The organism is Brevundimonas sp. GW456-12-10-14-LB3, from assembly GCF_059424365.1.
This window is the reverse complement of sequence record NZ_JBWKZJ010000005.1, coordinates 1-20,525: the sequence shown is the minus strand read 5'-3', so window position 1 is coordinate 20,525 and position 20,525 is coordinate 1. Positions and strand designations below refer to the sequence as shown.

Below are 20,525 nucleotides of genomic sequence, written 5' to 3'. Positions count from 1 at the left end.
CGGCTCAGCCCGCCGCCGGCACGATGGTGACGCTCTCGCCACAGCCGCAGGCGTCGGTCTGGTTGGGATTGTTGAACACGAATTTCGAGGCCAGCCGGGTTGTCTCATAGTCGATCTCGGTGCCGATCAGGAACAGGACGGCCTTGGGCTCGATCAATATGGTGACCCCCTTGTCCTCGACCACCTCGTCCAGGGGGCCGATCTCATCGGCATAGGCGAAGGTGTATTCCTGGCCTGCGCAGCCGCCGTTCTTGACCCCGATCCGCAGGCCGATGTGGCTGTTGTCGGCCTTGTCCAGGATTTCGCGCACGCGCGCGGCGGCGGCGTCCGTCAGGGTCACGACCTTGGGGCGCGGGCGGCGGGGACGGGATGTGGTTTGAAGTTCGCTCATCAGAACATGTTCAGGGCCAGCTTGGCCTCGTCGCTCATCTTGGAGGCGTCCCACGGCGGGTCGAACACCAGATTGGCCTTGGCGCTGCGAACGCCCTCCACCTTCTCCACCGCCGTCTCGACCCAGCCCGGCATTTCGCCGGCGACGGGACAGCCCGGCGCAGTCAGGGTCATGTCCACCACCACGTCGCGGTCGTCATTGACGTCCACCCGGTAGATCAGCCCCAGCTCATAGATGTCGACCGGGATTTCCGGATCATAGACAGTCTTCAGCGCCCCGATCAGATCCTCAGTCAGCCTGTCCAGCTCGGCTTGAGACAGGGCGCTCTTCTGCGGCTCGGCCCAGGCTTCCTTGAAGGCGTCGCTGTCTTGAATAGGGTCGTCTGTCATGGCGTTATACGAAGAAGTTCCGCGCCTTGATCAGCGCATCCACGAAGGCGTCGGCATCCTCCACGGTGTTATATAGGGCGAAGGAGGCGCGGGTGCTCGACGTCACCCCCATTCTTTTCGCCAGCGGCTCGGCGCAGTGCAGTCCGGCCCGCACCGCCACCCCGTAACGGTCCATGATCTGGGCCACGTCGTGGGCGTGGGCGCCCTCGACGGCGAAGGTCAGGATCGCGCCCTTGCCTTCCACCTGCCCCAGGATCCGCAGCCAGTTCTGCCCCCGCAGGCGATCAACCGCATGCTGGTACAGCGCATGCTCATGCGCCTGAACCGACGTCCGGTCGTATTGCGCCAGCCATTCCAGCGCCACGCCCAGGCCGATGGCCTCCAGGATGGGCGGCGTCCCCGCCTCGAACCGATGGGGCGGCTTGGCGTAGGTCACGCGGTCCGTCTCGACCGTCTCGATCATCTCGCCCCCGCCCTGATAGGGCGGCAGGGCCTCCAGCGCCTCGGCCTTGCCATACAGGGCGCCGATGCCGGTCGGGGCGAACAGTTTGTGACCCGTCAGCACATAGAAGTCGCAGCCGATGGCCTGAACGTCCGGCGTCGCATGGACGGCGCCCTGGCAGCCGTCGATCAGCACCTGAGCGCCCGCCGCATGGGCCAGGCGGCTGATCTCCGCGACCGGATTGATGGTGCCCAGCACGTTCGACATATGGGTGACCGCGACCATTCGCGTCCTCGGTCCCAGCAGTTCGGCATAGGCCGCCATGTCCAGAGAGCCGTCGTCCAGCACCGGAATCCATCTGATCACCGCCCCGCGCCGTTCGCGCAGCAGATGCCAGGGCACGATGTTGGAGTGATGCTCCATCTCCGAGACGATGATCTCGTCGCCGGGTTCGATGCTCAACCCCAGCCCGTTGGCCACCAGATTGATCGCCTCGGTCCCGCCCTTGGTCCAGACGACCTGTTCGGGGCTCTCGGCGTTCAGGAAGCGGGCCACGATCTCCCGCGCCTTCTCGAAGGCCTCGGTCGCCTCGTTCGACAGGGTGTGCAGACCGCGGTGGACGTTGGCGTATCCGCCCTCCATCGTCACGACCAGGGCGTCGATCACCGCGCGCGGCTTCTGGGCCGAAGCGGCGTTGTCCAGATAGACCAGCGGTCTCCCGTTCACCTGCCGCGACAGGATCGGAAACTGCGCCCGGACGGCGTAGGGATCAAACAGGGTCACAACCGAGCCGTCAGCCATTCCCGCGCCACCTCTCTTGCGCCCTCGTGCTCGATCCGGTCGATGACCTCGATCAGGAAGGCCTGGGTCAGCAGGGCGCGCGCTTCCTCGGCCGGAACCCCGCGCTGCTGCATGTAGAACAGGGCGCTCTCGTCCAACGCCCCGACCGTATTGCCGTGGGCGCACTGCACGTCGTCGGCGTAGATGATCAGTTCCGGCTTGGCGTCGATCTCGGCCCGTTCGGAGGCGATCAGGGCGTGGTGCCCCATCCGCGCATCCGTGCCGTCGGCCCCGCGCTCGACCACGATCTTGCCCTGGAAGACGCCCCGCGCCGTGTCGCGCGCCACGCCCTTGATCAGCTGGCTGGTCGCGCCGTCATGCTCCATGTGCCGCACCACGCTGGTCAGGTCGGCGTGGCGCGATCCGTTCAGCAGATAAAGACCGTCGGCCTGGACCTGTGCGCCCTGGGCGAAGTGGGAAATCCGGGTCTCGATCCGTTGCAGCCTGGCTCCGGTGGCGATGACGGTCTGGCGATAGACGCCGCCCGCCTCGACCTTCACATGGGCCTCGGACACGGAAATGGCGTCCTCCGGCTCCTCGACCAGGACGACGCGCGTCACCTCGGCCCCGGCCGCCACATCCAGCTCCAGCGTATTGTGGGCGACATAGGCCGAGCCCGCGCCCTCATGCGTCTCCAGCAGCAGCAGCTTGGCGCCCGCCCGCGCAGCCACCCGCGCGCTCGCCGTATGACCCGTTCCCACGGCGTCGGAGATGTAGCGCAGCCGCAGCGTCTGCTCGCCCGAGGCGATGAAGTCCGTTACGCCCACGGCCCGCCCGTTGGCGAAGACGACAGCCTCGCCGCCGAGGTCATAAAAGGGCCCCGGCGCGCCCACCGCCGCCGTGCCCGAAGGCTCAGGCGCCTCGCGAAGCCAGCGCTTCAGATCGCTGTATTTCCAGGCTTCCGTCCGCCGCGACGGAAAGGTCGAGGCGTCGGTCAGGTCGATGGCGAAGGTCGCGCTCACGCCGCCCCCTCAAGCACCGGCGGGAGATATTTGTCATACCCCTCCGCCTCCAGCTGAAGCGCCAGCTCGGGCCCGCCCGAGGCCACGATCCGCCCCCCCGCCAGCACATGGACCCGGTCCGGTTTGATATAGTCCAAGAGGCGCTGATAGTGGGTGATGACCAGCATGGCGCGATCCGGCGACCGCAGCGCATTCACCCCTTCCGACACGATCCGCAGGGCGTCGATGTCCAGGCCGGAATCGGTCTCGTCCAGAATCAGCAGCGACGGCTCCAGCAGGGCCATCTGCAGGATCTCCATCCGCTTCTTCTCTCCGCCGGAGAAGCCGACGTTCAAAGGACGTTTGAGCATGTCGAAGTCCATTTTCAGGCTTCGGGACGCCTCGCGGACCAGCTTCAGGAAGGCCGGCGCCGCCACCTCCTCCTCGCCCCGCGCGCGCTTCTGCGCATTCAGCGCCGTCCGCACGAAGGTCAGGGCCGGGACGCCGGGAATCTCTATCGGATACTGGAACGACAGGAAGACGCCCTTGGCCGCCCGCTCCGCCGGCTCCAGCGCCAGCAGGTCCTCGCCCGCCCATTCGACCGCGCCTTCAGTCGCCTCATATCCGGGCCGGCCCGACAGGGCGTAACCCAGCGTCGACTTCCCGGCCCCGTTCGGCCCCATGATGGCGTGCACCTCGCCGGCGGGAACGTCGAGCGTCAGCCCCTTGAGGATCGGCTTGTCCCCGACGGAGACGTGGAGGTTGGATATAGTCAGCATCGTCAAACAGTCTCTTCCAACGCCAGGATCGCGCCTTCGGGCATTGTCCAATTCGTGGGGATATGGTCAAAATCGCCACCGCATATCGTCCGGCCGTCCGGCCCGAATGCGATGAATATCCAGCGAGGCGGATCGGGAAAGCCGTGCCAGACGCGCTCCATCAGAATCCAGCTCTCGTCATCGGTCTCGACAGCCGCGACGAGAAAGTCCGCGTACGTTTTCAGCGTCCTGTGAGCTTCAAACGCCTTTTGCTCGGTTGACGTCGGCGTCCGCCATTCAACCGTACGCCTCAGGCGCTCGTTGGCGCGCTTGTCGTTCATCAGGCCTGATGACGGCACCCCCTTCGTGACCTTGTTGGCGAACCCCGCCCGTCGATCCGTCATCCGACCGAGCCTTCCAGACTGATCGCCACCAGCTTCTGCGCTTCCACCGCGAACTCCATCGGCAGTTCCTGCAGAACGTCGCGGACGAAGCCGTTGACCAGCAAGGCCACCGCCTCCTCCTGCGACAGGCCGCGCTGCTGGGCGTAGAACAGCTGGTCGTCCGACAGGCGCGTCGTCGTCGCCTCATGCTCCAGCTGGGCCGAGCCGTTGCGGGCCTCGATATAGGGGATGGTATGCGAGCCGCAGTCCTTGCCGATCAGCAGACTGTCGCACTGGGTGAAGTTTCTCACCCCCGTCGCCTTCGGATGCACCGAGACCAGGCCGCGATAGTTCGAGTCCGACCGACCCGCCGACACCGCCTTGGCGATGATCCGCGACTTGGTGTTCTTGCCCAGGTGGATCATCTTGGTGCCCGTGTCGGCCTGCTGATGTCCGTTGGTGATGGCGATGGAATAGAATTCGCCCGAGCTTTCCTCGCCCTTCAGGATGCAGGACGGATATTTCCACGTCACCGCAGAACCGGTCTCGACCTGGGTCCACGACACCTTGGATCGATCGCCCCGGCAATCGGCGCGCTTGGTGACGAAGTTGTAGATGCCGCCCCGCCCTTCCGCGTCGCCGGGGTACCAGTTCTGGACCGTCGAATACTTCACCTCGGCGTCGTCCAGCGCCACGATCTCGACCACGGCCGCGTGCAGCTGGTTCTCGTCGCGCATCGGCGCCGTGCAGCCCTCAAGATACGAGACGTAGCTGCCCTTGTCGGCGATGATCAGGGTCCGTTCGAACTGGCCCGTCTGGCTCGCATTGATGCGGAAATAGGTCGACAGCTCCATCGGGCATCGCACGCCCGGCGGGATGTAGACGAACGACCCGTCGGAAAAGACCGCGCTGTTCAGGGCCGCGAAATAGTTGTCCGAGACCGGCACCACCGATCCCAGATATTGCCGCACCAGCTCGGGATATTCGCGCAAGGCCTCGGAAATCGGCATGAAGATCACGCCCGCCTTGGCCAACTCCTCCTTGAAGGTGGTGACCACGGACACGCTGTCGAACACGGCGTCCACGGCCACGCGCGGCGCGCCCTGCACCCCCGCCAGAACCTCCTGCTCCTTCAGCGGAATGCCCAGCTTCTTGTAGACTTCCAGGATCTCGGGATCGACCTCGTCCAGCGACTTCGGCCCTTCCTTCTTCTTCGGCGCGGCGTAGTAGAACAGGTCCTGATAATCGACGGGCTCGTAACGAACCGCCGCCCAGGTCGGCTCCTCCATCGCCAGCCAGCGCTCATAGGCGGCTAAGCGCCATTCCAGCATCCATTCCGGCTCGCCCTTCTTCTCGGAGATGAAGCGCACGATGTCGGCGTTCAGACCCCTGGGGGCGAACTCCTGCTCCACATCCGAGGTGAAGCCGTACTTGTACCGTTCCAGTTCGGCGACGGTGTCGATGGTTTCCTTGACGGCGGCCATCAGGCGACCTCTCTCACGCGCGCGGCGGCGCGTGCCTTGTGTTTGGTCCAGGCGTCCACCCAGGCGTCGGCGAACCGCGCCCAGTCGCCCTCGGTCGTGCCCCAGCCGCCGGAGACGCGCACGCCCCCCGTGGCCAGCCTATTCAGTCCCATCGCGCTGATCGTCTTGGACGGCTTGACCTTGCCCGAGGAACAGGCCGAACCGGCGGACACCATGATCCCGACCAGATCGAGGGTGATCAACTGTTGCGGGCTGTCCCAGCCCTCGGCGGCCAGGAACAGGGTGTTGGGCAGGCGATCGGCGCCCTCGCCGATGATGGTCGCCCCGGCCGCCTTGACGCGCGCCTGGGCGGCGTCACGCCAGGCCGCATGCGACGCGACAGTCTCCAGATCGCGCGCGGCGCAAACGGCGGCGACGCCGAATCCGGCGATGCCCGGCCCGTTCTCGGTCCCGGCGCGCAGGCCCCGCTCCTGCCCCGCCCCGTGCAGGATGCGCACGCCCGACACGCCTTCCTTGAAGACCAGGGCGCCGACGCCCTGGGGACCGCCCAGCTTGTGCGCCGACAGGGTCAGGCTGTCCGCATCCAGAGCCCGTATATTGACGGCGATCTTGCCCGCCGACTGGATGGCGTCGACGTGCAGCCAGCCGCCGGCGGCCCGCACCAGGGCCGCCGCCTGCGCGATCGGCTGGATCACGCCGCTTTCATTGTTCGCATGATGGATGGCGACCACCGCCCGACCGGGCCGCGCCAAGGCCTCGGCCAGCCAGGCCAGATCGACCACCCCGTTCGCATCGACCGGCAGAATCTCGACCGGCGCGCCTGCCGCCGCCGCAGCCTCGGCCACGCACGGATGTTCGGTCGCCGACACGATCAGCCGTTCGCACCCGGCCGCCAGGGCGCTGGCGATCGCTTGCGCATTGGCCTCGGTGCCGCCCGAGTTGAACACCACCGCCGTCGGATCGGCGCCGACCAGTTCGGCGACCTGGGCGCGCGCCGTCTCGATCCGCGCCCGCGCCCGACGGCCGGCGGCGTGGACCGCCGACGGATTGCCGTTGTCGGCCAGGGCCTGGGTCATGATCTCCAGAACCTCGGGCCGCACCAGCCCTGAGGCGTTGTAGTCCAGATAGACCGCGCTCACGCCGCCGCCTCCACCGCCACGGGCGGATCGACATGCTGGCGTCGCCGACCGGTGCGATTCATCACCACATCCTCCAGCGAAACCCCGGCCAGATAGCGATGGATCTCGTCGCCCAAGTCCTCCCAGAGATTGTGGGTGATGCAGCGCTCGCCGGCCAGCATGCAGCCCTTGGGTGTTCCGTGCGCCACGCACCGGGTCGCGCGGATCGGCTCGTCCACGGCCAGCACGATTTCCGCCACCACCGTCTCATCCGCCCCCTTGGCCAGGCGATAGCCGCCGCCGGGCCCGCGCACGCTCTTGACCAGGCCGCTCTTGCGCAGCCGGGCGAACAGCTGCTCCAGGTAACTCAGCGAAATCTCCTGCCGCGCGGCGATCTCGGCTAAGGAAACCGCCCGGATTTCGCCGCCCTCGCCGCGTCCGTTCTTCGCCAGATCGGCCATCGCCATCACGGCGTATCGTCCCTTGGTCGACAGACGCATATCGCACCTTCAAAAATTGCGCGCTTTCCGGGGCTCTTGTGTTAGAACCCGCGCCTTCGCAAAGGCGGCGCGCTTGCGGAGGGACTTAGAAAGTCCCACCTCGGCGGTCAAGTATTACGCTCACGCGAAATGACAGTTGAACGGATTCCAGAGCCCCTATGCCTGAAGTCATCCTGCCCGGCGCCTCCGGCCGCATCGAAGGCCGCTATTCTCCGGGCAAGCGCCCGAACGCCCCGATCGCCCTGATCCTGCACCCGCATCCCAAGGCGGGCGGTCATATGAACAACCCGGTCGCCGTCACCCTGCACCAGCTGTTCCAGCAGCGCGGCTTCGCCACCCTGCGCTATAATTCGCGCGGCGTCGGCAAGTCGCAGGGCGAGTTCGATTCCGGCATCGGCGAACTGGCGGACGCGGCCACGGCGCTGGACTGGCTTCAGGCCAACAACCCCGGCGCCAGCCAGACCTGGGTCGCGGGCTATCAGTTCGGCGCCTATATCGGCATGCAGCTTCTGATGCGTCGGCCCGAGACGGACGGCTTCATCTCGGTCTCGCCGCCGTCCAACATGTACGACTTCAGCTTCCTGGCGCCCTGCCCCGCCTCGGGTCTGTTCCTGCACGGCACGGCCGACACCATCGTCCCCCCGGTCGAGGTGGAGCGGGTGGTCAACAAGCTGCGCACCCAGAAGGGCATCGTCATCGACTATGAGCTGGAAGAGGGCGCCAGCCACTTCTGGCAGGATCATATGGCCGCCGTGGATCGCCGCGTCGGCGCCTATCTGGACAAGCGGCTGGAAGAAAAGCCGGCCTGAACCTCAGGCCGGCCGCTCGGTTCACACGGGCTTGGCGTCCTCCGATCGGGTCCGCCACAGCGAATAGCCGACGCCTGCGGCCAATATGGCCGCCGTCACGCTCAGCGAGACGGCGGGCGGGATCTTGTCCAGTCCCATCAGGGGCGCGGCGATCACCTTGCCGCCGATGAAGATCAGCAGCACGGCCAGGGCCTGTTTCAGATAGGCGAAGCGGTGGATGACCGCCGCCAGGGCGAAATACAGCGCCCGCAGGCCCAGAATGGCGAAGATGTTGGACGTATAGACGATATAGGGGTCGGTGGTGATGGCGAAGATGGCCGGCACCGAATCCACCGCGAACACCACGTCCGCCAGTTCGATCATCACCAGGGCGAGAAACAGCGGCGTGACGTGCAGCGCCGTCCGGCCCGTCTTGTTCGACTGACGCACGAAGAAGGCGTGTCCGTGCAAGGTCTCCGTCACCGGCAGACGGCGACGCAGCCAGGCCAGCAGCCGATTGTCGGCGATGTCCTGCTCATTCTCGTGACGGGCGGCGAACATCTTGATCCCGGTAAAGACCAGGAAGGCCGCGAAAAGATACAGCACCCACTCATAGCGGCTGACCAGGGCCGCCCCGCCCGCGATCATCAGGGCCCGCAGGACGATCACCCCGACGATGCCCCAGAACAGCACCCGGTGCTGGTAGATGCGCGGTATGGAAAAGGCCCCGAAGATCATGGCGATGACGAAGACATTGTCCATCGCCAGGCTCTTTTCGATCGCAAAGCCGGTCAGATACTCCAGCCCCTTTTCCGACCCCAGCTCCCACCAGACGAAGCCGCCGAACGCCAGGGCGATCGCAATGTACATCGAAGACAGCAGCAGGCTCTCGCGAACCCCGATTTCATGATCCTTGCGGTTCAGAACGCCCAGGTCGAGCGCCAGCAGCAGGCCCACGATTCCAATGAAGCCGACCCACATCCATGCGGGCTTGCCCAGCCATTCGGCCAGCAGAAAATCCACGTCTACCTCCATCAATGTCGAGAGGCGGCCGACATCGCGATCGAAGGATCGCCAGAGGGGCCCGGATCGCCGCCTCTTATGGCTAAGATAGAGCCGAATGCGCGTCAACGGGCGCGACAAACGGTCTCGCCGGGTCCACATAGGGGCCAGTGGAACCCTGCCGATAAGGCCTCGCTAGACCCCCATGACGCAAACCGCTTCCCCCTCCCCTGCCGCCGCATCGCGGCGCGGCCACGACATCGTCATCATCGGCGGCGGCGCGGGCGGGCTTGAGCTCGCCGCACGCCTCGGCCGTCGGTTCGGTCCGCGCGAGGGCCGTCGGCGCGTCCTGCTGATCGACCGCTCCATCTTCCACCTGTGGAAGCCCAGCCTGCACGAGGTGGCGGCGGGGTCGCTGGACAGCCATCAGGAGGGCCTGTCCTATCCCGTCCTGGCGCGCCGCAACCATTTCAGCTTCGCCTTCGGCGACCTGACCGGCCTCGATCCGGCGAACAAGACCCTGACCCTGGGCGAAATCCGCGATCAGGACGGCGCCGTGCTGGTCGCCCCGCGCACCCTGGCCTTCAACACCCTGGTGCTGGCGATCGGCAGCGGATCGAACCTGTTCAACACGCCGGGCGCGGCCGAACACGCCCATCTTCTGGAAGACGTCGCCGACGCCGAGGCTTTCAACAAACGTTTGACCAGCGCCTTCCTGGCTGCGGCCTATTCGGATGATCGCAGGCTGAGCATCGCCATCGTCGGGGCCGGCGCGACGGGGGTGGAGCTCTCCACCGAACTGATCGAAGGCCATGACGAACTGTCTGCGGGCCTGACGCCGGACCAGAGGTTCGACATCGACGTCACCATTGTGGAGGCGGCGCCCCGCATCCTGGGCGGTCTTCCGGAACGGGTTTCGACCAAGGCGGCCCAGGCCCTGGAGGCCAAGGGGGTGCGGCTGCTGACCGACGCCAAGGTCCAGGCCGTCCATGCGGACCGGCTGGAGACGTCCAGAGGCGCGGTTCCCGCCGACCTGATCGTCTGGGCCGCCGGGGTCAAGGCCGCCGAGACCAACCGCGACCTCGGTCTGACGACGGGATGTCTCAATCAGTTCGTCGTAGACGACCGGCTGCGGACCTCCGCCCCAGACATCTACGCCCTGGGCGACTGCGCCGAAGCGCCAGGCCCCGACGGGCGCCCGGTCCCCGCCCGCGCCCAGGCCGCCGCCCAACAGGCCGCCTATCTGGCCCAGGCCCTGGCGGACCCGGCTCGCGATCCCGGCCCCTATGTCTATCGCGACCGGGGGTCGCTGGTGTCGCTGGGCGGGGACCGGGGCGTGGGATCGCTGATGGGCAATCTGAGCGGGCCGAACTTCCTGATCGAGGGGCTGATCGCCAAATGGGCCTATATGGCCCTGCACCTGGACCACCACCGGGCCATTCTGGGCGTCCGTCGCACCGTCATCCTGGCCTTGTCGCGACTGCTGCACCGCCGCGTCTCGGGTCGGCTCAAGCTGCACTGAGCCGCCGTGATCAGTGCGGCGGCTCCTCCGCGCCGCGTGGCGGGGCGTGGGCGCGCACGCACCAGATGACGCTGACGATCATCATCAGTATGGCCAGTATCTCCACCAGGGCCGGCCCCCGCCCCTCCCAGACATAGCCGTAGACGAAGGCGAACACCGTCTCGAACACGATCATCTGGCCCAGCATGGCCAGGGGCAGGCGGCGGCTGGCCTGGTTCCACAGGGCGTTGCCGATGATGGAGGCCAACAGGGCCACGCCCAGGCAGACCCCCGCCAGATGCAGCCACTGCCCCCCGCTCCAGTCCTGGGCGGTCCAAACCGCCGGGACCGCCAGGATCAATGCCAGGCCGCCGGTCACGACGCCGGTCAGCAGGGACCAGTCATGGGGCGAGACCTCGGGCAGCCGCGCCATCCAGCGGCTATTGCCCACCGCATAGGCCGACCAGGACGCCAGGGCGCCCAGGGCGCAGACCAAGCCGATCAGGGCCTGAGCCCCCGTCGGTCCCTCCGCCCCCGCCTCCGCCTGAGCCAGGGCCCGCCAGCCGATCAGGGCCACCGCCAGGGCGGCCAGGACGATGGGCGGCGCCGCGCGCGACAGGGAGGGTCCGCTGCGGTCCCTCAGCCCCCACAGGGCCACCACCACCGGCACCATGCCGACGATCAGGGCCGAGGCCGCCACCCCGGCCAGATGCACCGCGACCACCAGAAAGGCGAAATAGATCAGATTGCCCGCCAGGCTCAGCCAGACCAGGGCGCGCCATGTCCGCGCCTCGATCAAGGGCGCCAGCCGCCGCCAGCGCGGGGCGATCAGGACGGCGGCGATCAGCCCATAGGCCAGATACCGCCCGGCGGTCAGCAGCAGGGGCGAGGCCTCGGGCGCAAACTTGGGCGCCAGGAAGACCAGCCCCCACATCGCGCCTGCGCCCAGGCCGGAGGCGACGCCCCACAGCCGGCCCGAGGATGCCGCCGTCATATCGCGCTCCGCCTTAAACCTGGCCTGCGCTTACACGGTTCGCCTTACAGCGAAAACCGCCCTGGACGTCAGGCCGCCTCGACCGCCTCTTCGGCCGGGACGGTGCGGATCATATAGTCGAAGGCGGCCAGCCCTGCCTTGGAGCCCTCACCCATCGCCACCACGATCTGCTTATAGGGCACAGTCGTCACGTCGCCCGCCCCGAAGACGCCTGGCTGAGACGTCTCGCCCCGGTGATCCACCTCGATCTCGCCGCGCGTCGTCAGGGCGACGGCGCCGTGCAGCCATTCGGTGTTCGGCACCAGGCCGATCTGGACGAAGACGCCTTCCAGATCGACGTCGTGATGGGCGTCGGAGTTGCGGTCCTTATAGACCAGGCCCGTCACCTTCTCGCCGTCGCCGCGCACCTCGGTGGTCAGGGCCGAGGTGACGATCCGCACGTTCGGCAGGGTCGCCAGCTTGCGTTGCAGTACCGCATCGGCCCGCAGTTCGCTGTCGTACTCGATCAGGGTCACATGGGCCACGATGCCCGCCAGGTCGATCGCCGCCTCGACGCCGGAGTTGCCGCCGCCGATCACCGCCACCCGCTTGCCCTTGAACAGCGGCCCGTCGCAGTGCGGGCAATAGGCCACGCCCTTGTTCTTGTACTGGTCCTCGCCCGGCACGTTCATCTGGCGCCAGCGGGCGCCGGTCGACAGGATGACGGTGCGCGACTTCAGACTGGCGCCGTTCTCCAGCACCACCTCGTGCAGACCGCCCGGAACCTTGGCCGGGATCAGCTTGGCCGCCTTCTGCAGGTTCATCAGGTCCACCTCATATTCGCGGACATGCTGCTCCAGATGGGCGGCCAGTTTCGGCCCCTCGGTATGGGGCACCGAGATGAAGTTCTCGATCGCCATGGTGTCCAGCACCTGGCCGCCGAACCGTTCGGCCACGATGCCGGTGCGGATGCCCTTGCGCGCCGTATAGATGGCGGCCGCCGCCCCGGCGGGACCGCCGCCGACCACCAGGACGTCGAACGGGTCCTTGGCCTTCAGCCGCTCGGCGGCCCGCGCCTCGGCGCCCGAATCCAGCTTGGCGACGATCTGCTCCAGCTCCATCCGGCCCTGGCCGAACAGTTCGCCGTTCAGGAAGACCGTCGGCACGGCCATGATCTTGCGCTCGTCCACCTCGTCCTTGAACAGGCCGCCTTCGATGGCGACGTGTTTGATGCGCGGGTTCAGCACGCTCATCAGGTTCAGGGCCTGCACCACGTCGGGGCAGTTCTGGCACGACAGCGAGAAATAGGTCTCGAACACATAGTCGCCCTCCAGATCCTTGACCTGCTGGATCACCTCCTGCGCCGCCTTGGACGGATGGCCGCCGACGTGCAGCAGGGCCAGCACCAGCGAGGTGAACTCGTGGCCCAGAGGAATCCCCGCGAACCGCACCCCGATGTCGGTGCCCTTCCTGCGGATCAGGAAGCTGGGCTGGCGTTCGTCGTCATAGTCGCGGCCCATCTCGACCTTGCCGTGCGAGACCGAGACGATCTCCTCCAGCAGGGTCTTCAGCTCCTGCGACTTGGGCCCGGCGCCCAGAGAGGCGACCAGTTCGACCGGATGGACGATGTTCTTGAGGTAGCTCTCGAGCTGAGATTTCAGATTGGCGTCCAGCATGGGGCAGTCCTCGAATTCCAGGGTGACGCGCCGCCTTCGAGCCGATCCCGGCGAGGCTTGCGCGATAGGGTCCGGCCCCCACGAAACAGGGCGGCGGCCGGGTGGGTCCGACCCGAAGGCCGGACCCGATAGGCGTTCCGTCTTAGATCTTGCCGACGAGGTCGAGCGACGGCGCCAGGGTGGCTTCGCCTTCTTCCCACTTGGCCGGGCAGACTTCACCCGGATGCGCGCGCACATATTGCGCGGCCTTGACCTTGCGCAGCAGTTCGGCGGCGTTGCGGCCGATGCCTTCCGAGGTGGTCTCGGTGAACTGGATCACGCCGTCCGGATCGACCAGGAAGGTCGCACGATCGGCCAGGCCCACGCCCGGACGCATGGCGTCGAAGTTGTTGGTCACCTGACCCGAGGGATCGCCCAGCATGGTGTAGGTGATCTTGCCGATGGCCGGCGAGGAGTCGTGCCAGGCCTTGTGCGAGAAATGGGTGTCGGTCGACACCGAATAGATTTCAACGCCCAGCTTCTGGAACTCGGCGTAGTTGTCGGCCAGGTCTTCCAGCTCGGTCGGGCAGACGAAGGTGAAGTCGGCCGGATAGAAGAAGAAGATCGCCCACTTGCCCGCCACATCGGCCTCGGTGACGGTCAGGAACTTGCCGTCCTTATAGGCCTCGGCCGTGAAGGGTTTGATGGTCGTGTTGATGAGGGCCATGCAGGGCTTCCATTCCGTTGGGAGGTTGGGGAGGCCCGCTTCCTACCGCATCGCAGCAGATAAGCCCAATCACTTATTTGCAGATGCGTGATAGATTTTGGTTATAGAAAGACCGCACCCCACCCCGTCGTCCTCGGGCTCGACCCGAGGATCCAGAACCCCGGTGTTTGGGCAGCGATCTCAGGACGCAGACAACAGGCAGCCCACCCTGTTTTGCGAGAAAGGGGACGTTTCGACTTGGTGAACAGCGGATCCGGTCCCGACAGCGTCCGTGAGGACTTGATTTTCGCGCTGGACGTGCGTGCTATCGCTTCGGGATTGGAGTGGACAATGGCAGATGGCATCGCCTTAGACGCGTACGTGAAAGAAACCCTGCTGAGCATCGTGAAAGCGGTGATCGCGGCTCAAGACGACGCCACATGTGGCGGCTTCATTGGTCGGGCAGCGTATGGCGGTGCTCACGCGCCAAAGGACGAATCGGAAAACGTCGTGACAAACGTCTCCTTCGACCTCGCAACAACGGTCGAAGACAGGGGCACGGCCGGTGGCGCCGCTGGCGTGAAGGTGATCCCCTTCGTCAAGGCGGACATCCAAGGCCAAATCCAATCCGCTCATTCCACCGTCAGTAGGATCGCCTTCACCGTGCCGGTGGCTATTCCGCGCCCAAAAGCCCAACGGGATGAGGATGCTCGTCGCGAAGCCAATGAGCGCGCCCAATTTGAGCGAGAAACACAGATGATGAACAACCGACACAGCGGGTATTGACGCCAGACAGGTAAATCGCCGCCCGCCTTAGTACAGCAGGAACCCCCGCCGCGCCTCTTCCCACGCCGCCTCATCCGGCCGCGTCGCCGCCTCCAGATCGCCCGGCCCCGCCGCCGCGTCGTCCACCCATTCCCGCAGACCCGGTCCGCCGTTGATCACGTCGATGGGCAGTTTCCCGAACGCATATTCATACGGAAAATCCCGCCACAGGTCGTAGTCGGGATACAGCCGCCGGATCGCCTTGAAGCCCAGGGCCTGCACCCGCCACGGCCTGAAGGCGGCGTGGTCATAGCCGGGGTGATCGACATGGATCTGCACCCCGCTGCACAGTTTGCCGACATGCTTGTGGAAGGTCGGCTCGAACCACATGTCGCGCAGCACGCAACCGCCCAGCCATTCCGGCGCCAGAGCCTGCATCTCGGCGATCACCGCCCGCGCGTCGATGTCCGGCGCCCCGAACAGCTCCAGCGGCCGGGTCGTGCCCCGCCCTTCCGACAGGGTCGCCCCCTCCAGCATCACCGTCCCGGCGTAGCAGCGGGCCATGCTCAGGTTCGGCGCATTGGGGCTGGGATTGACCCAGGACCTTTCCCCCAACGGCCAGCCGAAGCCCGGTCCCGCCTCCGGCGCCCAGCCCTGCATCTCCACGACCCGGTAATCCAAATCCAGCTTGAACCGGTCGATGAACCACAGGCCCAGTTCGCCCAGGGTCATCCCGTGCCGCATCGGCATAGGCCCGGCCCCAACGAAACTCTCCCAGCCGGGCTTCAGCGTCATCCCCTCAACCGGCCGCCCCGCCGGATTGGGCCGGTCCAGCACCCAGACCGACTTGCCGTGTTTCGCCGCCGCCTCCAGCACATACAGAAGCGTGGTCACATAGGTGTAGATGCGGCAGCCCAGGTCCTGCAGGTCGATCAGGACGACGTCGAACGTCTCCATCCATTCGTCCTTGGGGCGCCGCACCTCGCCGTACAGGCTGAAGACGGGGAAGCCGTGCACCGGATCGCGATAATCCGGGCTCTCCATCATATTGTCCTGCAGATCGCCCTTCATCCCGTGCTGGGGGCCGAAGGCGGCGGTCAGTTCGATCTCGGGACAGGCGGCCAGGGCGTCCACCGCATGGCTCAGATCCCTGGTCACCGAGGCCGGATGAGCCAGCAGGGCCACGCGCCGCCCCTTCAGCTGCACCCTAAGGGCGTCGTCGGACAGCAGGCGGTCGAGACCGAAGTTCATGGCAGTTCCAGCGCGAACGAGTCGGGATGATGAAAGTCCGGCTTATCCGATGGATGCGCCAGGGCCCAATAGGCGATCGCCCCGTCCAGCGCCCCCTCCAGCCCCTCGACCACCGCCGTCAGCCCGACCGCGTCCGTCGCATCCTCGGGCAGCTCCACATCGACCGTCAGAACGAACCGCCCTTGGGCCATGCGCGTGACGATGAAGGGCGGCGCGATCTCCAGCCCCCGCATCCCCTCGCGATAGCCGTCGAACCGATAGGCCGCCCAGGCCCCCGACGGCGACAGATTATATTCGACATAGCCGCCGTCCGTCCGCACGAAGGCCTCGAAACAGGTCGTCCGCCACAGCCCGTCCGTTCGCACCCGCGCCGTCGCCTCGGGCCACCGCACCCTCTCGACCGGCCCGGCCAACAGATACTCCAGGCTCAACACCCGCCCCGCCCGCCGCGCCTCGACCTCCAGCGTCAGCCCGGCGGGGGAACAGGTCGGGTGCGGGATCAGGGGCAGACGCATCCCGTCTTCGTAGCGCAGGCTTGACGCCGGTCAACGCTGCGCCTTATCCAGAACCCATGTTCGCCGCCCGCGCCATCACCGGCCTGTATTACCGCCCGCTGTAAGCGAGCGGCCCGCGAACACGCGCCGCCTTCGCTGGCGACGCGCTCTTCGGAAATGGAAGACGACCGCCGGCATCCCTGCTAACGGAGCCTCCGCCATGACCGACCAAGCCTTCAAATCCGACTTCCTCCGCACCCTCCAGGCGCGCGGCTACATCCATCAGATCACCCATCCGACCGAGCTGGACGAGGCGGCCGCCTCGGGCGTGGTGGCCGGCTACATCGGTTTCGACGCCACCGCTCCATCCCTGCACGTGGGCAGCCTGATCCAGATCATGATGCTGCGCCGGCTCCAGCAGGCGGGCGGCAAGCCCATCGTCCTGATGGGCGGCGGCACCACCAAGGTCGGCGATCCAACCGGCAAGGATGCGTCGCGCCCCCAGCTGACCCAAGAGACCATCCAGTCGAACATCGACTCCATCAAGACGGTCTTCGCCAAATTCCTGACCTTCGGCGACGGCCCGACCGATGCGGTCATGGTCAATAACGACGACTGGCTGTCGACCTACGGCTACATCCAGTTCCTGCGCGACTTCGGCACGCACTTCACCGTCAACCGGATGCTGAGCTTCGACTCGGTCAAGCTGCGGCTTGAGCGCGAGCAGCCGATGACCTTCCTCGAGTTCAACTACATGCTGATGCAGTCGGTGGACTTCCTGGAACTGAACCGCAGCCTGAAGGTCACGCTGCAGATGGGCGGGTCGGACCAGTGGGGCAACATCACCTCGGGCGTGGATCTGGTGCGCCGGGTGGACCAGAAGGCCGCCTTCGGCCTGACCACCCCGCTTCTGACCACGGCCTCGGGCGGCAAGATGGGCAAGACCGCCCAGGGCGCCGTCTGGCTGAACGCCGAACAGCTGAGCCCCTATGACTACTGGCAGTTCTGGCGCAACGCCGAGGACGCCGACGTCGGCCGCTTCATGCGCCTGTTCACGGACCTCAGCCTGGAGCAGATCGCCGAATACGAAGCCCTGGAGGGCGCGGCCATCAACGAGGCCAAGAAGGCCCTGGCCGACGCCGCCACCACCCTGCTGCACGGGGCCGAGGCCGCCGCCACCGCCCGCGCCGCCGCCGAAAGCGCCTTCGAAAAGGGTCAGCTGTCCGCCGACCTGCCGACTGTCGAACTGCCGGCTGCCGAGGTCTACGGCGCCATGATCGCCGCCGTCGTGACCAAGGCCGGCCTGACCGCCTCCAACGGCGAGGCGCGCCGCCTGGCCCAGGGCGGGGGCTTGCGCCTGAACGACGTCGCCGTGTCCGACGGCGCCCAGCTGCTGACCGAGGCCGATCTGAAGGACGGCGTGATCAAGCTGGCGGCCGGCAAGAAGAAGATCGTGCTGGTTAGGCCCGTTTAGGGTAGCTTTTCAGCTCCGCTCATCCCCGCGTAGGCGGGGACCCAGATAGGTGTCAAAGCTTGGCCTTCTTCACCTACATCGTGGCCAGTCGCCGAAACGGCACCCTTTACACGGGCTCGACCGACGATCTGATCCAACGGGTGAGGCAGCACAGGGACAAGACCTTCGCTGGATTCACGGCGAAGTACGACGTCCATTTGCTCGTCTGGTACGAGGCGCATGAAAGTAGAGACGCGGCCTTCCACCGGGAGCGGCAGATCAAGAAATGGAACCGGCTTTGGAAACTGCGGATGATTGAGCGGCAGAACCCAGACTGGCTCGACCTTTACGATCACCTTCGTCTTGGCGGCATGAAGGACGCCAAGGACTGGGTCCCCGCCTTCGCGGGGATGAGCGGAGTAAGTGAGACACCCGATGACCGATGAACGCCACCCCGCCCCCGCTCTCGACCTGCCGACCGACAACGGCGGCCGGATCTCCCTCGCCGCCCTGAGGGGCAAGCCCGCCGTCGTCTACTTCTATCCCAAGGACGACACGACCGGCTGCACCCGCGAGGCCCAGGACTTCACCGCCCTGTCCGCCGACTTCGCCGCCTTGGGCTGCCCGGTCATCGGCGTGTCCAGGGACACGGTGAAGAAGCACGACAAGTTCAAGGCCAAATACGCCCTCGCCGTCGTCCTGGCCTCGGACGAGGACGGCGCCGCCTGCGAGGCCTGGGGCGTCTGGGTCCAGAAGAAGCTGTACGGCCGCGAATATATGGGCATAGAGCGCGCCACCTTCCTGATCGACGCCGAGGGTCGGATCGCCCGCGCCTGGCGCAATGTGAAGGTCGCCGACCACGCCGCCGAGGTTCTCGCAGCGGCCCGCGCCTTGGGCTGAGAACGCCGAATCGCCTTCAAGGGGAATCCCGTCCAAGCGGGTTCTCGCATTCCGGGATTCTCAAGGCACTTTTGCGTGAAAATGCCCGAAAAGGCCGGAAATGATAGTTAACAACAGGTGAACCATCTTGCCGCTGTCATAAAGGCGGCGGATAAACCCCACCTCGACGTGGGGGCGTTGCTTTATGGACCTGGAAGAGAAAGCGCCGAAACGCTCCTTCATGGATCGTTTTTTGCCCGTCCGTTACGTCTATCTCCGCAGCCATGACGAGGTTCGGGCCTACGCCCTCACCGCCCGGCGTCAGATCCTGCTCGGCCTGGCGGCATCGGCCTTCTTGGTCTGGTCTCTGGTCGCCTCGGGCGCCTTCCTCTTCGACATCGTGACCCGGCGCCACGCCGACTCCGAGGTCATCCGCGCGCGCGCCGCGTCAGAGCGGCTGAACGCGGACCTTCAGGCGCGGCTGGAAAGCGCGGTCGTCCGCATGTCCGCCACGAACGGCGCCCTGGACCAGACGGCCGCCATGATCGAGCGGCGTCACGCCGCCCTGGCCCAGATCATGACCGGCTTGAACGGCGTGGACGGCGCGGTCCAGGCCCTGGCGCCCAAGCCGCTGCGCGCCGACATGCCGCCGATCCAGCGCATCCTGGCGGTTCGGCTGGATCAGGAACGGCTGCTGGATCGGGCCGAGACCTTCGCCCAGACCCGCGCCGAACGGCTCCGGCTGGCCTTCCGTCTGGCGGGGCTCAATCCCGCCGCCTATGTCGCCGCCGCCGAACCGCTTGGCGGCCCCCTGGTGGAGGCGCGCGATCCCCGGGCCCTGGCCGCTATTCTGGACGTGGACGAACCCTTCGCCGTCCGCATCCGCCACGCGGCGACCAATCTTAACGAAATGCGGACCCTGTCGGAGGCCGCCGAAGAGCTGCCGTTCAAACGACCGACCCAGGCCCGCACCACCTCCGGCTTCGGCGTCCGCTTCGACCCCTTCAACGGCCGTCCCGCCATCCACCAGGGCCAGGACTTCGCCGCCCCCCTGAACACCCCCATCTACGCCACGGCGCCCGGCGTCGTTTCCTTCGCCGGCGTTCGTTCAGGGTATGGCAATACGGTCGAGATAGACCACGGGCGCGGCTTCAAGACACGCTACGCCCATCTGAACGCCCTGGCCGTCCAGCCGGGGCAGTCGGTCGCGCTCGGCCAGAGGATCGGCGCCATGGGCACCACCGGCCGATCGACCGGCGTCCACCTCCATTACGAAGTCTGGCTGAACGGCCGGCCGCAGAACCCCGCACGCTTCCTCAGAGCAGGAGATCAACTTGTTCAACAAAATTAGCAAACCCGCGACCCCGACGCCGTCGTCGCCTCGTCCTGCGGCCCCGGCCATTCCGCCGCTGCCGGACATGCCGGCCGCCCCGCGCCCCGGCGCAGCCCCGGCCGCCACGACGCCAGGCCGCGGCCTGTCCACCCTGTCCTCCGACCTGGCCTTTGAAGGCAATATCACCGGCGCGGGCGATCTGCAGATCGATGGACAGATCAAGGGCGACGTCCGCGTCGGCCGCCTGATCGTCGGCGAGACCGGCGCGGTCGAGGGCAATGTCCAGGCCGACTATATCGAAGTGCGCGGCCGCATCGTCGGCGGCGTTCAGGGCAAGCAGGTCAAGCTGGTCGCCACCGCCTATGTGGAAGGCGACATCACCGCCGAACAGCTGTCGATCGACGTCGGCGCCTTCTTCCAGGGCCGCGTCGCCCAGGGCCAGCGTCAGGCCCCCGCCCCGGCGCCGGTCGCCCCCGTCG

At 66.7% G+C, this 20,525-nt stretch carries 24 protein-coding genes; 8 read left to right on the top strand and 16 right to left on the bottom strand.

Annotation, left to right across the window (positions count from 1 at the left end):
* Positions 1–4 precede the first annotated feature (4 nt).
* The 9 genes from AC07XS_RS03720 to AC07XS_RS03680 are packed head-to-tail and all read right to left on the bottom strand — an operon-like array spanning position 5 to position 7,246.
* Positions 5–391, bottom strand: coding sequence for a HesB/IscA family protein (locus AC07XS_RS03720; protein ID WP_182713633.1), 387 nt, complete (start codon positions 389–391; stop codon positions 5–7).
* Positions 391–780, bottom strand: a complete 390-nt coding sequence (locus tag AC07XS_RS03715; RefSeq protein ID WP_182713634.1) for an SUF system Fe-S cluster assembly protein — start codon at positions 778–780, stop codon at positions 391–393. The genes AC07XS_RS03720 and AC07XS_RS03715 overlap by 1 nt, the downstream gene beginning before the upstream one ends.
* A gap of 4 nt (positions 781–784) precedes the next feature.
* Positions 785–2,023 carry a cysteine desulfurase gene (locus tag AC07XS_RS03710; RefSeq protein ID WP_182713635.1) on the bottom strand — a complete coding sequence of 413 codons (1,239 nt, stop codon included), beginning with the start codon at positions 2,021–2,023 and terminating at the stop codon, positions 785–787.
* Complete coding sequence (gene sufD, locus AC07XS_RS03705; RefSeq protein WP_182713636.1) at positions 2,002–3,024, bottom strand: Fe-S cluster assembly protein SufD; 1,023 nt, start codon at positions 3,022–3,024, stop codon at positions 2,002–2,004. The genes AC07XS_RS03710 and sufD overlap by 22 nt, the downstream gene beginning before the upstream one ends.
* Entirely contained in the window at positions 3,021–3,782 is a 762-nt protein-coding gene (gene sufC / locus AC07XS_RS03700) for a Fe-S cluster assembly ATPase SufC (RefSeq protein ID WP_182713656.1), read from the bottom strand. Before sufC ends, sufD begins: the two co-directional genes overlap by 4 nt.
* Positions 3,783–3,784: 2 nt before the next feature.
* Positions 3,785–4,165, bottom strand: a complete 381-nt coding sequence (locus AC07XS_RS03695; protein WP_182713637.1) for a hypothetical protein — start codon at positions 4,163–4,165, stop codon at positions 3,785–3,787.
* Positions 4,162–5,628 carry a Fe-S cluster assembly protein SufB gene (gene sufB, locus AC07XS_RS03690; RefSeq protein ID WP_182713638.1) on the bottom strand — a complete coding sequence of 489 codons (1,467 nt, stop codon included), beginning with the start codon at positions 5,626–5,628 and terminating at the stop codon, positions 4,162–4,164. The genes AC07XS_RS03695 and sufB overlap by 4 nt, the downstream gene beginning before the upstream one ends.
* Positions 5,628–6,767 carry a cysteine desulfurase family protein gene (locus AC07XS_RS03685; RefSeq protein WP_182713639.1) on the bottom strand — a complete coding sequence of 380 codons (1,140 nt, stop codon included), beginning with the start codon at positions 6,765–6,767 and terminating at the stop codon, positions 5,628–5,630. The genes sufB and AC07XS_RS03685 overlap by 1 nt, the downstream gene beginning before the upstream one ends.
* Complete coding sequence (locus AC07XS_RS03680) at positions 6,764–7,246, bottom strand: Rrf2 family transcriptional regulator (RefSeq protein WP_182713640.1); 483 nt, start codon at positions 7,244–7,246, stop codon at positions 6,764–6,766. Before AC07XS_RS03680 ends, AC07XS_RS03685 begins: the two co-directional genes overlap by 4 nt.
* Before the next feature lie 158 nt (positions 7,247–7,404).
* Between AC07XS_RS03680 and AC07XS_RS03675 the strand changes: the two genes are divergently transcribed.
* Positions 7,405–8,055 (top strand): alpha/beta hydrolase, encoded by a 651-nt coding sequence (locus tag AC07XS_RS03675; protein ID WP_054765621.1) that lies wholly within the window; start codon positions 7,405–7,407, stop codon positions 8,053–8,055.
* Between the two features lie 21 nt (positions 8,056–8,076).
* Here the strand turns inward: AC07XS_RS03675 and AC07XS_RS03670 are convergent, their stop codons facing one another.
* Positions 8,077–9,069 (bottom strand): TerC family protein, encoded by a 993-nt coding sequence (locus AC07XS_RS03670; protein WP_321207962.1) that lies wholly within the window; start codon positions 9,067–9,069, stop codon positions 8,077–8,079.
* A gap of 172 nt (positions 9,070–9,241) precedes the next feature.
* Between AC07XS_RS03670 and AC07XS_RS03665 the strand changes: the two genes are divergently transcribed.
* A complete protein-coding gene (locus AC07XS_RS03665; protein WP_182713642.1) occupies positions 9,242–10,558 on the top strand; it encodes an FAD-dependent oxidoreductase in 1,317 nt (438 codons plus the stop codon).
* A 10-nt stretch (positions 10,559–10,568) separates the two neighbouring features.
* Here AC07XS_RS03665 and AC07XS_RS03660 read toward each other — a convergent pair whose 3' ends face one another.
* From AC07XS_RS03660 to ahpC, 3 genes are all read right to left on the bottom strand, one after another.
* Positions 10,569–11,531 carry a DMT family transporter gene (locus AC07XS_RS03660; protein ID WP_182713643.1) on the bottom strand — a complete coding sequence of 321 codons (963 nt, stop codon included), beginning with the start codon at positions 11,529–11,531 and terminating at the stop codon, positions 10,569–10,571.
* A 68-nt stretch (positions 11,532–11,599) separates the two neighbouring features.
* Positions 11,600–13,186, bottom strand: coding sequence for an alkyl hydroperoxide reductase subunit F (ahpF, locus tag AC07XS_RS03655; RefSeq protein WP_182713644.1), 1,587 nt, complete (start codon positions 13,184–13,186; stop codon positions 11,600–11,602).
* A 142-nt stretch (positions 13,187–13,328) separates the two neighbouring features.
* Entirely contained in the window at positions 13,329–13,892 is a 564-nt protein-coding gene (gene ahpC / locus AC07XS_RS03650) for an alkyl hydroperoxide reductase subunit C (RefSeq protein WP_152950179.1), read from the bottom strand.
* Between the two features lie 330 nt (positions 13,893–14,222).
* Between ahpC and AC07XS_RS03645 the strand changes: the two genes are divergently transcribed.
* Positions 14,223–14,657 carry a hypothetical protein gene (locus AC07XS_RS03645; protein WP_182713645.1) on the top strand — a complete coding sequence of 145 codons (435 nt, stop codon included), beginning with the start codon at positions 14,223–14,225 and terminating at the stop codon, positions 14,655–14,657.
* 27 nt (positions 14,658–14,684) lie between these two features.
* Here the strand turns inward: AC07XS_RS03645 and AC07XS_RS03640 are convergent, their stop codons facing one another.
* Both AC07XS_RS03640 and AC07XS_RS03635 read right to left on the bottom strand, forming a co-directional pair.
* Positions 14,685–15,887 (bottom strand): DUF1343 domain-containing protein, encoded by a 1,203-nt coding sequence (locus AC07XS_RS03640; protein WP_182713646.1) that lies wholly within the window; start codon positions 15,885–15,887, stop codon positions 14,685–14,687.
* Positions 15,884–16,402, bottom strand: a complete 519-nt coding sequence (locus AC07XS_RS03635) for a DOMON-like domain-containing protein (RefSeq protein WP_182713647.1) — start codon at positions 16,400–16,402, stop codon at positions 15,884–15,886. The genes AC07XS_RS03640 and AC07XS_RS03635 overlap by 4 nt, the downstream gene beginning before the upstream one ends.
* 199 nt (positions 16,403–16,601) lie before the next feature.
* Between AC07XS_RS03635 and tyrS the strand changes: the two genes are divergently transcribed.
* From tyrS to AC07XS_RS03620, 3 genes are read left to right on the top strand one after another with little or no spacing between them, the layout of a single operon-like run.
* Positions 16,602–17,855, top strand: a complete 1,254-nt coding sequence (tyrS, locus tag AC07XS_RS03630; RefSeq protein ID WP_182713648.1) for a tyrosine--tRNA ligase — start codon at positions 16,602–16,604, stop codon at positions 17,853–17,855.
* A 59-nt stretch (positions 17,856–17,914) separates the two neighbouring features.
* Positions 17,915–18,280 carry a GIY-YIG nuclease family protein gene (locus AC07XS_RS03625; protein WP_054765613.1) on the top strand — a complete coding sequence of 122 codons (366 nt, stop codon included), beginning with the start codon at positions 17,915–17,917 and terminating at the stop codon, positions 18,278–18,280.
* Entirely contained in the window at positions 18,270–18,734 is a 465-nt protein-coding gene (locus AC07XS_RS03620; RefSeq protein WP_182713649.1) for a peroxiredoxin, read from the top strand. The genes AC07XS_RS03625 and AC07XS_RS03620 overlap by 11 nt, the downstream gene beginning before the upstream one ends.
* A gap of 60 nt (positions 18,735–18,794) precedes the next feature.
* Here AC07XS_RS03620 and AC07XS_RS03615 read toward each other — a convergent pair whose 3' ends face one another.
* Positions 18,795–18,956, bottom strand: coding sequence for a hypothetical protein (locus AC07XS_RS03615; RefSeq protein WP_182713658.1), 162 nt, complete (start codon positions 18,954–18,956; stop codon positions 18,795–18,797).
* Here AC07XS_RS03615 and AC07XS_RS03610 point away from each other — a divergent pair.
* Both AC07XS_RS03610 and AC07XS_RS03605 read left to right on the top strand, forming a co-directional pair.
* Positions 18,955–20,064 carry a peptidoglycan DD-metalloendopeptidase family protein gene (locus AC07XS_RS03610; protein ID WP_231681266.1) on the top strand — a complete coding sequence of 370 codons (1,110 nt, stop codon included), beginning with the start codon at positions 18,955–18,957 and terminating at the stop codon, positions 20,062–20,064. The two genes, AC07XS_RS03615 and AC07XS_RS03610, sit on opposite strands and share 2 nt — an antisense overlap.
* Positions 20,048–20,525 (top strand): polymer-forming cytoskeletal protein (locus AC07XS_RS03605; RefSeq protein ID WP_321207963.1); only part of this gene is annotated, 478 nt, incomplete at its 3' end. The genes AC07XS_RS03610 and AC07XS_RS03605, both read left to right, overlap by 17 nt.

Excerpts from the sequence above, each read along its gene's own strand:
- AC07XS_RS03670 (WP_321207962.1), bottom strand. The coding sequence starts at position 9,069 with ATGGAGGTAGACGTGGATTTTCTGCTGGCCGAATGGCTGGGCAAGCCC.
- AC07XS_RS03620 (WP_182713649.1), top strand. The coding sequence starts at position 18,270 with ATGACCGATGAACGCCACCCCGCCCCCGCTCTCGACCTGCCGACCGAC.
- AC07XS_RS03715 (WP_182713634.1), bottom strand. The coding sequence starts at position 780 with ATGACAGACGACCCTATTCAAGACAGCGACGCCTTCAAGGAAGCCTGG.
- AC07XS_RS03645 (WP_182713645.1), top strand. The coding sequence starts at position 14,223 with ATGGCAGATGGCATCGCCTTAGACGCGTACGTGAAAGAAACCCTGCTG.
- AC07XS_RS03635 (WP_182713647.1), bottom strand. The coding sequence starts at position 16,402 with ATGCGTCTGCCCCTGATCCCGCACCCGACCTGTTCCCCCGCCGGGCTG.
- AC07XS_RS03615 (WP_182713658.1), bottom strand. The coding sequence starts at position 18,956 with ATGAAGGAGCGTTTCGGCGCTTTCTCTTCCAGGTCCATAAAGCAACGC.
- tyrS (WP_182713648.1), top strand. The coding sequence starts at position 16,602 with ATGACCGACCAAGCCTTCAAATCCGACTTCCTCCGCACCCTCCAGGCG.
- AC07XS_RS03610 (WP_231681266.1), top strand. The coding sequence starts at position 18,955 with ATGGATCGTTTTTTGCCCGTCCGTTACGTCTATCTCCGCAGCCATGAC.
- AC07XS_RS03665 (WP_182713642.1), top strand. The coding sequence starts at position 9,242 with ATGACGCAAACCGCTTCCCCCTCCCCTGCCGCCGCATCGCGGCGCGGC.
- ahpC (WP_152950179.1), bottom strand. The coding sequence starts at position 13,892 with ATGGCCCTCATCAACACGACCATCAAACCCTTCACGGCCGAGGCCTAT.
- sufC (WP_182713656.1), bottom strand. The coding sequence starts at position 3,782 with ATGCTGACTATATCCAACCTCCACGTCTCCGTCGGGGACAAGCCGATC.
- AC07XS_RS03640 (WP_182713646.1), bottom strand. The coding sequence starts at position 15,887 with ATGAACTTCGGTCTCGACCGCCTGCTGTCCGACGACGCCCTTAGGGTG.
- AC07XS_RS03720 (WP_182713633.1), bottom strand. The coding sequence starts at position 391 with ATGAGCGAACTTCAAACCACATCCCGTCCCCGCCGCCCGCGCCCCAAG.
- AC07XS_RS03695 (WP_182713637.1), bottom strand. The coding sequence starts at position 4,165 with ATGACGGATCGACGGGCGGGGTTCGCCAACAAGGTCACGAAGGGGGTG.
- AC07XS_RS03710 (WP_182713635.1), bottom strand. The coding sequence starts at position 2,023 with ATGGCTGACGGCTCGGTTGTGACCCTGTTTGATCCCTACGCCGTCCGG.
- ahpF (WP_182713644.1), bottom strand. The coding sequence starts at position 13,186 with ATGCTGGACGCCAATCTGAAATCTCAGCTCGAGAGCTACCTCAAGAAC.
- AC07XS_RS03660 (WP_182713643.1), bottom strand. The coding sequence starts at position 11,531 with ATGACGGCGGCATCCTCGGGCCGGCTGTGGGGCGTCGCCTCCGGCCTG.
- sufB (WP_182713638.1), bottom strand. The coding sequence starts at position 5,628 with ATGGCCGCCGTCAAGGAAACCATCGACACCGTCGCCGAACTGGAACGG.
- AC07XS_RS03680 (WP_182713640.1), bottom strand. The coding sequence starts at position 7,246 with ATGCGTCTGTCGACCAAGGGACGATACGCCGTGATGGCGATGGCCGAT.
- AC07XS_RS03675 (WP_054765621.1), top strand. The coding sequence starts at position 7,405 with ATGCCTGAAGTCATCCTGCCCGGCGCCTCCGGCCGCATCGAAGGCCGC.